At 69.3% G+C, this 12,055-nt stretch carries 10 protein-coding genes; 4 read left to right on the top strand and 6 right to left on the bottom strand.

Going from position 1 to position 12,055, the window contains the following annotated elements:
* Nucleotides 1-24: 24 nt before the first annotated feature.
* Nucleotides 25-3,267, bottom strand: a complete 3,243-nt coding sequence (locus tag VTA80_RS10145) for a sigma-70 family RNA polymerase sigma factor (RefSeq protein ID WP_407345379.1) — start codon at nucleotides 3,265-3,267, stop codon at nucleotides 25-27.
* 375 nt (nucleotides 3,268-3,642) lie between these two features.
* Between VTA80_RS10145 and VTA80_RS10140 the strand changes: the two genes are divergently transcribed.
* The 4 genes from VTA80_RS10140 (at nucleotide 3,643) to VTA80_RS10125 (ending at nucleotide 6,885) form a co-directional block, all read left to right on the top strand.
* Complete coding sequence (locus tag VTA80_RS10140; RefSeq protein ID WP_407345378.1) at nucleotides 3,643-4,134, top strand: hypothetical protein; 492 nt, start codon at nucleotides 3,643-3,645, stop codon at nucleotides 4,132-4,134.
* A gap of 56 nt (nucleotides 4,135-4,190) precedes the next feature.
* Nucleotides 4,191-4,913 carry a phosphotransferase gene (locus VTA80_RS10135; protein ID WP_407345377.1) on the top strand — a complete coding sequence of 241 codons (723 nt, stop codon included), beginning with the start codon at nucleotides 4,191-4,193 and terminating at the stop codon, nucleotides 4,911-4,913.
* A 119-nt stretch (nucleotides 4,914-5,032) separates the two neighbouring features.
* Complete coding sequence (locus VTA80_RS10130) at nucleotides 5,033-6,637, top strand: glycosyltransferase (protein ID WP_407345376.1); 1,605 nt, start codon at nucleotides 5,033-5,035, stop codon at nucleotides 6,635-6,637.
* Nucleotides 6,634-6,885: a hypothetical protein gene (locus VTA80_RS10125; protein ID WP_407345375.1), complete on the top strand. Its 252-nt coding sequence runs from the start codon at nucleotides 6,634-6,636 to the stop codon at nucleotides 6,883-6,885. Before VTA80_RS10130 ends, VTA80_RS10125 begins: the two co-directional genes overlap by 4 nt.
* 22 nt (nucleotides 6,886-6,907) lie before the next feature.
* Here VTA80_RS10125 and nrdF read toward each other — a convergent pair whose 3' ends face one another.
* From nrdF to VTA80_RS10100, 5 genes are all read right to left on the bottom strand, one after another.
* Complete coding sequence (gene nrdF / locus VTA80_RS10120; RefSeq protein WP_407345746.1) at nucleotides 6,908-7,882, bottom strand: class 1b ribonucleoside-diphosphate reductase subunit beta; 975 nt, start codon at nucleotides 7,880-7,882, stop codon at nucleotides 6,908-6,910.
* 55 nt (nucleotides 7,883-7,937) lie between these two features.
* Nucleotides 7,938-10,082 (bottom strand): class 1b ribonucleoside-diphosphate reductase subunit alpha, encoded by a 2,145-nt coding sequence (gene nrdE, locus VTA80_RS10115; protein WP_407345374.1) that lies wholly within the window; start codon nucleotides 10,080-10,082, stop codon nucleotides 7,938-7,940.
* The gene (gene nrdI / locus VTA80_RS10110) at nucleotides 10,052-10,468 is read right to left on the bottom strand and encodes a class Ib ribonucleoside-diphosphate reductase assembly flavoprotein NrdI (protein ID WP_407345373.1); all 417 of its coding nucleotides are present in this window, start codon (nucleotides 10,466-10,468) and stop codon (nucleotides 10,052-10,054) included. Before nrdI ends, nrdE begins: the two co-directional genes overlap by 31 nt.
* 16 nt (nucleotides 10,469-10,484) lie before the next feature.
* Nucleotides 10,485-10,727, bottom strand: coding sequence for a glutaredoxin-like protein NrdH (gene nrdH / locus VTA80_RS10105; protein WP_407345372.1), 243 nt, complete (start codon nucleotides 10,725-10,727; stop codon nucleotides 10,485-10,487).
* A 289-nt stretch (nucleotides 10,728-11,016) separates the two neighbouring features.
* On the bottom strand, nucleotides 11,017-11,973 hold the full coding sequence (locus VTA80_RS10100; protein WP_407345371.1) for an IS1595 family transposase: 957 nt from the start codon (nucleotides 11,971-11,973) through the stop codon (nucleotides 11,017-11,019).
* Nucleotides 11,974-12,055 lie beyond the last annotated feature (82 nt).

Raw genomic sequence — 12,055 nt, 5'->3', positions numbered from 1 at the left:
CGGACCTGCGTCCGAGCTCGCGACCTAACGGGTGGCCAGCACGATCGGGTCGACCCGGGTCGCGCCGACGCTGATCTGGACCGCGAGACTCGACGCGTCCTCGACGTGCACCCGCAGCACGACGGGCACCGTGGCGCCAGGCGCGAGGTCTCCCAGGGAGCGCACGAGGGTTCCGGACCCGTCGTGGCCCCCACCCTCGCCGTCGGGCACGAACGTGATGCCCGCCGGGAGCAGGACGGTGGTCACGACGTTGCGGGCGTCGGCCCCGCCGGTGTTCGCGACCGCGAAGGTCACCGTGCCGTCGTGCGGCCCGTCGGCCGGGTCGGGGTCGAGCACGACGGTGGCCAGGCTGTCCGGGGTGAACGCGAGCTTCGGTGCGACCACCGTGATCGGGACCTGGGAGACGAGCGGGGCGACGTCGGTCGCCGTCACCGTCACCGTCAGGCCGTCGACCAGATCGCCGACGACCGATCCGTCCGCCTGTGCCTCGAGCACGAGGACGCCCGACCGACCGACCGGGACCGCGCCGAGCGCGCACGTGATGTCTCCAGGACCTGCGCTGCACTGATCGCTCACCAGCGACAGACCAGCCGGAGCGGTCACCCCGACCACGACGTCCGCCGCGTCGGCCGCGCCCACGTTCGCGACGGTGAGCTCGATCCGCGAGTGCCCACCGACCGGGGCGACGACCCGTGCGGGCGCCGACACCGCGAGCTCGACGGGCACCGGCGAGACCGTGATCGGAACCTCGCCCCGCAACGCCTCGGTGACCCCGTCGCGGGTTGCGACGATGGCGAGCGTCGGCGCCTGGCCGAGGGCGCTGTCACCCGCACGCAGCCAGAGGGCGAGCGGCACGGCCGTCCGGGGCCCGACCGCTGCGGTCGTGCACACGAGATCGCGCGGCTCGGCACCCTCGACGCAGGTCCAGACCCCGGGTTCGGTGCCCTCCCAGTGGACGCCCGCAGGCAGCCGGAGGTCGACCCGGACCGCGCCGACGTCCATGCCGCCTGCGTTGCGGAGCGGAACCGTGACGGTCGAGGCGGTACCGACCACGAGGGCACCGGCCGGGCTCTGGTCGAGCGCCAGGCGGGCGGGCGAGGGCTGAACTGGGACCTGCAGGAACGTGCTGGCCTGCACTGCGCCGCTCCCGACGGTGAGGGCGAGGTCGGCCTGGACCGGCGCGAACCCCTCGGCGACGCGCAGCGTGACCGTGACGGTGCTCGTCGAGAGCCCGGCCAGCTCGGGCAGCGTGCATACGACGGTGCTCGCTCCCTCTGCAGCCCCGCAGGCCCAGGGCGCCGTCGATGCCGGCGACCCGGCGTAGGTGATGCCCGCAGGGAGCACGAGCTCGGCCCGCAGGTCGCGCGCGGCCGACTGCCCGGCGTTGTCGATCGTGAACGACACCGCTCCGTCGCTCCCGGCCGTCAGCACCACGGCGCTGACCTGGCCGACGACGCGAAGGTCGACGGGGGTGAGCGCCGGCGGCACGGGGGTCGGAGTGGGGGTCGGGGTCGGGACTACGGGCGGTGCCGGGGTCAGGGTCGTCCCGGTTGCCGACGGCTCCGCGGGTGTGACGACCACTGCGGGCACCACGACCAGTGGTGCGTCAGCCGGAGCGAGGATGTCGACCGGCACGTCGGCCGGGCCGGGTGGGACCGCGTCGCTCGGCGGCGTCTCCGCGCCGCCCGCGGCGAGGAGCTCGTCGGTCAGGGCGTCGGTCGTGCTGGCGCTGGGAGACGCCGTCGGGCCCGCGAGGACCTCGCCCGACACGCCGCTGCCGTCATCCCCGATGCCGTTGACGCCGGCGATCGCCAACGAGCCCGCGACCAGACCGGCAGCTACCGCGCCCACCACGGTCATCGGGATCGACGCGACGAACGCCGCGATCCCGCCCGTCGCGGCCGCGGCGCCCGCTGTCCCGACCGCGACGGCGGCGGTGCCCGCCATGGCCCCGGCCGCCATCGCGGCCGAACCGGCGACACTCCCCACGAACGTTCCTGCCACGGCAGCCGTGCCCGCGGTCGCTGCTGCGGCGCCCGCGGCGGCGGTTCCGGCCGCCGCACCGACCGTCGCGGCGGTCCCGGCGGTTGCCGCTGCGGCTCCAGCGGCTGCGGTGCCGGCGGCCGCGGTACTGGCTGCCGCGGTGCCGGCCGCTGCAGTTCCCACCGCCGCGGTACTGGCCGCCGCGGTACTGGCCGCGGCGGTGCCGGCGGCCGCAGTGCCGGCCGTTCCAGCAGCGGCACCTGCGGCGGCGCTGCCCGCAGTCGCAGCCGAACCCACAGTGGCCGCCGAACCCGCAGTCGCAGCCGAACCCACAGTGGCCGCCGAACCCACAGTCGCGCCAGCGCCAGCGCCCACCCCCAGACCGGCCGCCGCGCCACCCGAACCGGCCAGCACGCCCGTACCGATCCCGACGAGGCCACCGATCGGCAGCGGGCTCGCGAGCGCCCCGAGCCCGATAACGCCGAGGATCAGCGGGGCGACCACGATCCGCAGGCCATGGTTGACGTCGCCGAGCTCGAGCACGAGCGAGCGGCACTCGCCGCACGAGTCGAGGTGCGCCTCGACCTGCGCGGTCTCGCGCTTGGCCAGGCCGCCGCGCACGTACGCGCCGAACTTGTCGTTCACCGTGCGGCACAGGTCGCTCTGCGGCGCGGCGAGGTGCTGCTGGAGGTACGCCTGGCGCAGACCCTCCCGGGCGCGGTACGCGAGCGCGGCGACCCCGTTCGCGGTCAACCCGAGCAGGGGTGCGATCTGTGCGGCGCTGAGCTGTTCGATCTCGGTGTACCAGAGCGCTGCCTGCCACCGTTCCGGCAGGGAGGCGTACGCCTTGGCGACGACGCCCCGCTCGAACCCGGCGAGCGCGGGGTCCTCGGGCGAGCCGGCCGCGCCGAAGGCCGTCTCGAATACGGCCATGTCATCGGTCGGCTGGACGCGCCGACCACCCTGGGCGCCGGCGTAGGCCAACCGCCGCACGACGGTGAACAGGTACGCGCGGAAGGCGACGTCCGGTCCACCGCCGGCGCGAACGACGGCGAAGACCCGGATGAAGCCGTCGGACACGATGTCTTCGGCGTCCGCGGACGATCGGGTGTACTGCCGAGCGACGGCCCGTGCGGCGGGCGCGTGCCGCTCGTACAGCGTGCCGAACGCGGCCGAGTCCCCACCCCGGGCAGCCGTGATCAACTCAGCGTCGCTGGACAGCTCACTCCAGATCTCGGCCGAGCGTCGACTCTCTCCACCCTCGGCGGGACGGTCCGCTCCCATAAGGCCTTCAGAATGTCACGGATCACCCGTTCGCGATATGGACCAACCCGGCGACATTGTCGCGTCATGCCTGCGTGACTTTGCGCTCTCATCAGTTGTGACTTTCATCGACGCAGCGGCCACTGGCGTGCCTCCGGTGCTTCGCGAGCAGTGGCGCGCGATCAGCGCCGAGTCGGTCTGGCTGCGGCCGGCCGACTGGTACCACCCTGCTATCGATGCGGTGGTCGAGGCCGTCCTCAAGGGTGAGGACACGAGCCCCGCAGCAGCACGTCTCGGCGCCGTCCGCGGGGAGAGCGGGGTCGGGATCGTGGAGACGATCGACGACTTCGCGTGCCTGTACCGATCCCTCGGTACAGCTGTGCCCCGCTGGCGCCCATGCGGGCCCTGTGCGAGGGATGGGTCGCCGCCCAGGACGCCTCGATGGTGCAGGCGCAGTGCCTCGACCCCGAGACCGGCCTGCCGACCGCCGAGTACCTGCGGGTGAGGCTCGCCGAGACGTACGGCACGGCGGAACGCGCAGGTCAGCGGCCCAGTCGCACGCACGGCCTGCTCCTCGTCGACGTCGCCGTCGCCGAGCTCGACCCCTGGTCGCGGATCGCGCGGTCGGCCGTCGTCGGGCAGGTGCTGGTGGTCACCTATGGCAAGGGTCACCCGATGGCGTCCCTCGGTGAGGGCGCGTTCGCGGTGCTCGTCGAGCGCGGGCCGGAGCTCGGCAAGGACATCGCCGCGTTGCGCCAGGAGCTGGTGACCCACGCCGATCGGCTCGGCGTCGAGAGCCTGGTCCGGCAGCCGCCGCGCGTCTGGCTCGAGGCCTTGCCCGAGACTCATGCGGGCGCCCTGGACCTGCTCGCGCACGTCGGCCGCTGAGCCTGATCGGTCGCGGACGTTCCCCGGAAGCATCCGGTGGCGTTACGGTCTTGGGTATGACCACAGGGGGCGTAGCAGAGGACGAGGGCGGGTTCTTACCCCTCCTCGCTGTCGGGGCGACCGCAGACATCTTCATCGTCGACGACGATCGGGTGCTGCGGCGGTACCGGGACATGCACGATGCGTCGGCTGAAGCGGCGCTGCTGCAGCACGTCGTCGACCACGGGTTTCCGGCCCCGGCGGTGTTCTCCTGCGAGGGTTCGGACCTCGTGCTCGAACGCCTGCACGGCCCGACCCTGCTCCAGGCGCTCGCCGCGGGCGAGTTCAGCCTGCAAGACAGCGTCGACATCATGGCCGACCTGCACCACCGCCTGCACGCGATCCCGCCGCCCGCGGGGACGAGCGGGGACGACGTCGTCGTCCACCTCGATGTGCACCCCGGCAACATCGTGCTGAGCGAGACCCACGGTCCTGCCCTGGTGGACTGGGGCAACGCCACGGTCGGTTCCATCGACCTCGACATCGCGATGAGCGCGATCATCCTCGCCGAGGTCGCGGCCGACTCCGGCGGTGACTACTCGCGCGCGGCGCGTGCGATGCTCGCGGCGTTCCTCGCGGTCGCCGGCGGCAACCCGCTCGCGCAGCTGGACGCGGCCTCCCGGTCGCGGCTCGAGGACCCGTCCCTCCTGCCGAGCGAGCGATCTCTCGTCGCACCCGCAGCCGCGCTCGTGCGGCGGTATGCCCCCGGCGTGATCATCGGCGCCGGCACCGATTCCTGAGGCGCGACGCTCGCGGGGGTCCGACAACTCGGTCGATACCCTCACATGCCGCCGATGCGGGTCGATGAGAGGGTGAGCCTCGGCTACCGCTCGGGCGCGCACAGGCGAAGGCGAGCACCGTGGACGGGCAGAGGGCGTTCGACCACGGGCCCGACGGCGATAGGGACCGTCGGACCGACGTGCACGCCGGTGCGGCCGGCATCATCCCCACGCCTCGCCCCGGACCGGACGGCGCCGTCGAGCAGGCCCCGACCTCGGTCGGGGGTGCGCGCACCGTGCGCTCCGAGTGGTTTCAGCGAACCGTCGGCCTGGTCATTCTCGCGGTGGCCACCGGCGCGGCGGCGCTGCTCTGGTTCGCCGTCGCCGCGGGCGATTCCGCGATGGCCGAGGCGCCGACCGACGGCATCCTCTTCGGGGTCTGGGGCATCCTGTACGACACCGCCGCGCCGCGGCCCCAGGTCATCCTCATGGCCGTGGCCCTCGCCGGGCTGTTCGCCGTGGGTGTGGCGGTGCTCGAGCACCGGATCACGACCAGGTCGCGGCGCTCCGTCAACCACCACGGGAACCCGCTCGCGCCCAAGATCGTGATGGCGGCCACGCAGGGCGTCTACGCCGGCCCCGTCACGGTGACCGTGCTGATCCCCGCGCACAACGAAGAGGCCTCGCTCGCGGCGACGATCACGTCCCTGCTGGCGCAGTCCCACCGGCCCGAGCGCATCGTGGTCGTCGCCGACAACTGCACGGACTCGACCGTCGCGATCGCCCGCCGCGCCGGGGTCGAGGTCGTGGAGTCGGTCGACAACGTCCTGAAGAAGGCGGGCGCGCTCAACCAGGAGCTCCGGCAGCTGCTCCCCCGGCAGGGCGACAACGACCTGGTCATGGTGGTCGACGCCGACACCGTGCTCGACGACGGCTTCCTCGCCGCGGCAGTCACCCGGATGACCGACGACCGGGCACTGATGGCCATCGGCGGCCTGTTCTACGGGCAGGAGGGCGCCGGGCTGCTCGGGCAGTTCCAGCGCAACGAGTACATCCGGTACGCCCGGGAGATGCGCCGACGCCGCGGACGGGTGTTCGTGCTGACCGGGACGGCGGCGCTCTTTCGCCCGCGTGCCCTGCGCACGGTGGCGGAGAGCCGCGGCCGGCTGATCCCTGGTACCCGCGGCGACGTCTACGACACCGCGGCGCTCACCGAGGACAACGAGCTCACGATCGCGCTGAAGTCGCTCGGCGCCCTGATGATCTCCCCCGAGCAGTGCACCGTGGTCACCGAGGTGATGCCCACCTGGCGTGCCCTGTGGGCGCAGCGCCTGCGCTGGCAGCGCGGGGCGCTCGAGAACCTGGGCGCCTACGGCGTCACACCGACGACCACCCGGTACTGGGCGCAGCAGCTCGGGATCGGCTACGGCGTCATCGCGCTGACCTCGTACCTCGCCCTGATCTTCCTCATGGCCTTCTCGCTCGACAGCTGGGTCTGGTTCCCGTTCTGGGCCGGGCTCGGGGGGCTGTTCGCGGTGGAGCGCGTGGTCACCGCCTGGAAGGGCGGTTGGCGGGCGCGCCTCCTGGGTCTCGCCCTGGTGCCCGAGCTGGTCTTCGCTGTGTTCCTCAACCTGGTCTACGTCAAAGGGATCCTCGACATCTCCCTGGGCCGCAAGGCGAGCTGGAAGCACGTCCAGCACGCGCTGCCCGACGCCGAGAACCACACCGTCGAGGTGAACGCATGATGTCCTTCGTCGCGCACGCGCTCGTGCCCGCCGGGGTCCTCTTCCCCGCCTCGCTCGTGCAGTCCGCCACGTTCAGCGTCCTGGCCGCCCTCGTCGCGATCAACACGGTGATGTACGGCGCGCTGGCCGTGGCGAAGATGCTGCCGAAGATCTACCCGAGCAACTGGGTCAGCGGCCGGAGCCGCCGGTCCCAGAGTCGAAGCATCCACCCCGACACCGCCGACGACGGGCCGACGAGCGGTCGCTAGCGTTCCGTCCGGGCGCCCGCCGTCAGAACTCCCAGTCGTCGTCCTCGGTGTTGACGGCCTTGCCGATGACGTACGACGAGCCGGAGCCCGAGAAGAAGTCGTGGTTCTCGTCGCCGTTCGGGCTGAGCGCGGACAGGATCGCCGGGTTCACGTCGCACTCGTCCTTCGGGAACAGCGCCTCGTAGCCGAGATTCATCAGGGCTTTGTTGGCGTTGTAGCGCAGGAACTTGGTGACGTCCTCGGTGAGCCCGACGCCGTCGTACAGGTCGCGGGTGTACTCGACCTCGTTGTCGTACAGCTCGAAGAGCAGCTCGAAGGTGTACTCCTTCATCTCCACGCGCTCGGCCTCGGTGAGGCGTTCGAGCCCCTTCTGGAACTTGTAGCCGATGTAGTACCCGTGCACGGCCTCGTCCCGGATGATCAGGCGGATCAGGTCGGCCGTGTTGGTCAGCTTGGCGCGCGAGGACCAGTACATGGGCAGGTAGAACCCGGAGTAGAAAAGGAACGACTCGAGCAGCGTGCTGGCCACCTTGCGCTTGAGCGGGTCGTCGCCCCGGTAGTAGTCCATGACGATCTGCGCCTTGCGCTGCAGGTACACGTTCTCCTCGGACCAGCGGAACGCCTCGTCGATCTCCCGCGTGGAGCACAGGGTCGAGAAGATCGACGAGTACGACTTCGCGTGCACCGACTCCATGAACGCGATGTTCGTGTAGACGGCCTCCTCGTGCTGCGTGAGGGCGTCCGGGATCAGGCTGACGGCGCCGACCGTGCCCTGGATCGTGTCCAGCAGCGTCAGGCCGGTGAAGACCCGCATGGTGAGCTGCTGCTCGGCCGGGGTCAGGGTGTTCCACGACTGGATGTCGTTGGACACGGGGACCTTCTCGGGCAGCCAGAAGTTGCCGACGAGCCGGTCCCAGACCTCGGCGTCCTTCTCGTCCTCGACCCGGTTCCAGTTGATTGCCGAGACCCGCTGCAACAGGGGAATCTTCTCCACCACGACGTACCCGCTTCCGTTCATCAGTTCAGGGTTGGGGATTCAGAGCAACGGGGTGTCACAGCATGCAGCTGACGCAGCCCTCAACCTCGGTGCCCTCCAGGGCTTGCTGGCGCAGGCGGATGTAGTACAGCGTCTTGATGCCCTTGCGCCAGGCGTAGATCTGCGCCTTGTTGATGTCGCGCGTGGTGGCCGTGTCCTTGAAGAACAGCGTCAGCGACAGGCCCTGGTCGACGTGCTGGGTCGCCGCCGCGTAGGTGTCGATGATCTTCTCGTAGCCGATCTCGTACGCGTCGTCGTAGAACTCGAGGTTGTCGTTCGTCAGGAAGGGCGCCGGGTAGTAGACGCGCCCGATCTTGCCTTCCTTGCGGATCTCGATCTTCGAGGCCACCGGGTGGATCGACGACGTCGAGTTGTTGATATACGAGATCGACCCCGTCGGCGGCACGGCCTGCAGGTTCTGGTTGTACAGCCCGTGCGCCATGACCGACGACGCCAGCTCGCGCCAGTCGTCCTGGGTCGGGATCCGCACCCCCGCGACGTCAAACAGTTCACGCACCCGCGCGGTGGCCGGCTCCCAGGCCCGCTCGATGTACTTCGCGAAGTACTCGCCGCTCGCGTAGGTCGAGTCCGCGAAGCCGTCGAACGCCCGGTCCCGCTCGATCGCGAGCCGGTTCGACGCGCGGATCGCGTGGAACGCGACCGTGTAGAAGTAGATGTTCGTGAAGTCCAGGCCCTCGGCGGACCCGTAGTGGATGCGCTCGCGCGCCAGGTACCCGTGCAGGTTCATCTGGCCGAGCCCGATCGCATGCCCGCCGGCGTTCGCGAGCTTGACCGACGGGACGCTCTCGATGCTCGTCTGGTCGGAGACTGCCGTGAGCGCCCGGATCGCCGTCTCGACGGTCTGGGCGAAGTCCGGGGAGTCCATTGCGAGCGCGATGTTCAGCGAGCCGAGGTTGCAGGAGATGTCCTTGCCGACGTGGCTGTAGGACAGGTCCTCGTTGAACTCGGACGGCGTCGAGACCTGCAAGATCTCCGAGCACAGGTTCGAATGCGTGATCTTGCCCGCGATCGGGTTCGCGCGATTGACCGTGTCCTCGAACATCAGGTATGGGTAGCCGGACTCGAACTGGATCTCGGCGAGGATCTGGAAGAACTCGCGCGCCTTGATCTTCGACTTGCGGATGCGCGCGTCGTCGACCATCTCCGCGTACTTCTCGGTGACGTTGATGTCCGCGAACGCGACCCCGTAGACGCGCTCGACGTCGTAGGGCGAGAACAGGTACATGTCGTCGTTGTTCTTCGCGAGCTCGAACGTGATGTCCGGGATGACGACGCCGAGCGAGAGCGTCTTGATCCGGATCTTCTCGTCCGCGTTCTCCCGCTTGGTGTCGAGGAATCGCAGGATGTCCGGGTGATGCGCGTGCAGGTACACCGCGCCGGCGCCCTGACGTGCCCCGAGCTGGTTGGCATACGAGAACGAGTCTTCGAGCAGCTTCATCACGGGGATGACGCCGGACGACTGGTTCTCGATGTGCTTGATCGGCGCACCGTGCTCACGGATGTTGCTCAGCAGCAGGGCGACGCCACCGCCGCGCTTGGACAGCTGGAGCGAGGAGTTGATGCCGCGTGCGATCGACTCCATGTTGTCCTCGATGCGCAGCAGGAAGCACGAGACCGACTCGCCGCGCTGCGCCTTGCCGGCGTTGAGGAACGTCGGCGTGGCGGGCTGGAACCGGCCCGCGATGATCTCGTCGACCACGTTGAGAGCGAACGCCTGGTCGCCGTCGGCCAGGGTGAGGGCGACCATGGCGACGCGGTCCTCGAAGCGCTCGAGGTAACGCTTTCCGTCGAAGGTCTTCAGCGTGTACGACGTGTAGTACTTGAACGCCCCGAGAAAGGTCTGGAACCGGAACTTCGCGGCATAGGCGCGCTGGAACAGGGACTTGACGAAGGCGGGGTCGTACTTCGCGAGGATCTCGGGCTCGTAGTACTTGTTCTCCACGAGGTAGTCGAGCTTCTCGGTGAGGTCGTGGAAGAAGACCGTGTTCTGGTTGACGTGCTGCAGGAAGTACTGGTGCGCCGCCGCCCGGTCCTTGTCGAACTGGATCTCGCCGTCGGGCCCGTAGAGATTGAGCATGGCGTTGAGCGCGTGATAGTCGAGCGCCGCGTCTATGCCGGGAGAAGTCGTTGTTGTTGCCACCACAGGTCCAATCCATCGCGGACGCGGATCACGTCCTCGGGGGTGCCGAGAATCTCGAAGCCGTACAGGTAGGGCACCGCGCACTTGGCGGCGATGATCGGGCCGGCGAGGCAGTACGCCGTCCCGAAATTGGTGTTGCCCGCCGCGATGACGCCGCGGATCAACGACCGGTTGGTCACGTTGTTCAAGAACTTCACAACCTGGCGCGGGACGGCCCCGCCCTCGTTGCCGCCGCCGTAGGTGGGGACGATCAAGACGTAGGGCTCGTCGACCTCGAGCGGGGCGTCCGCCGGCCGCACCGGGATGCGCTGAGCAGGGATGCCGAGCCGCTGCACGAAGCGGTGCGTGTTCTCGGAGGTGCTCGAGAAGTAGACGAGCGAGGTCACGGCGACCCGACGCGCGTCAGGCGACCGCGGAGACGCGCTCCGCCAGGTCCGCGATCCGGCCCGGGCGGTAGCCCGACCAGTGCTCGTCGCCGACGACGACCACGGGGGCCTGCAGGTAGCCGAGCGACATTACGTACTCGCGGGCGGCCGGGTCGGCAGCGATGTCCACGGTCGTGTAGTCGAGCCCGAACTTGTCGAGCGAGCGGTAGGTCGCGGTGCACTGCACGCACGACGGTTTGCTGTACACGGTGATGCTCATCGGTCTCCCCGGGATCGGTGCGCGGTCCGCTCCACGCAAGCCACAGACACTACACCTAGGGGTCAGGTTCGATCTAGCCCCTAGATGTGGTGTTTACCTCACATGTTCGGGGAATTGACCGCCACCCCGGGGGAGCGCCCGGGCGTGTCGCTCGGGCGACGGCGGTCAGGTCCGCGGCGGCTCGCGCGTCGGTGCCCGACGGCGGCTCTCTCGCGTCAGGGGTGCATGTCAGTGGCTCGACCTAGAGTCATACACATGTAATGCCTCTCTGCTTGAGTCCAGTTGGACCTCAGAGTGGCTTGGCTCCCCCGACCAGCGAGGTCAGTGGGTGCGGGTCCGTCGCGACGGCCTGTTGCAGGAGTCGGTAGAACAGCAGTCCGCGAGAGCGCGACTTTCGCCGGTTGAACCGGAATGTGAATTCATCCAGATAGTAGACGAGTTGTCGCTTCGCTATTCCGTGGTGCATTGTTCCGGCGATCCAACGCTTGAGTAATGAGGCGACGAGGTGGACGCCGGGCAGGTGCTCGTGGGCGGGCTCGGCCGCGGACACCATGACATGGAATTCGTGGGTGAATCCTTCGTCGGCTAGCTTGCGAAGGGCTGGTGCGCCGTCGGATCGGATCGTTGAGCCCGGTGCGATGACCTTGTGCGCGAAATCGACGAGCTGGTCGCTGTTCTTCGCGGTCGCCAGACCCAACCGGATCCGTCCGATCTTGCGCCCGTCGGTCACCTCAACCGCGATCATCACGGGGACCTTCGTCGAGCCCGCGCCAGGCCTGCCCTTGCTTCGCCCCCCGATCATCGCCTCGTCGAGCTCGACGGTCCCGGAGAGTAGGTCTCGCTCGGGGCGGACCATGACGCGGCGCAATTTGTGCAGCCACGCCCATGCTGTCTCGTACGACCTGAACCCCAAGATCTGCTGCAACGTGGCCGCGGAGATCCCGTTCTTGGACGCACAGACGAACCAGATCGCAGCGAACCACGTCGAGAGCGGCGTGTGCGAGCGATGAAAGATTGTCCCGGCCGTCACCGACGTTTGTTTACTGCAATCGGCACACATCCACATTCCCCGACGCGCGGTGCGCCACGAATTTGTGCTGTGGCAGTGCGGACACTCGAAGCCGTTCGGCCACCGCAGCTTGGCGAGATAGTCCGCGCACGCGTCGTCGTCCGGAAACCACGACACCAACTGCTGGTGGGTGCTCGGGTAGCCCACGCCGGCGACCGGCGCGCTGGCCTCATCCATGAGATCGACTCTACTGGACTCAAGCAGAGAGGCATTACACATGTTCGAACGATCGCGTTCTCGGGGGGCCGTGGCTGGCCAG

This window comes from Pengzhenrongella phosphoraccumulans (assembly GCF_045689905.1).
Taxonomy (GTDB): domain Bacteria; phylum Actinomycetota; class Actinomycetes; order Actinomycetales; family Cellulomonadaceae; genus Pengzhenrongella; species Pengzhenrongella phosphoraccumulans.
This window is presented reverse-complemented; position numbering and strand designations above follow the sequence as displayed.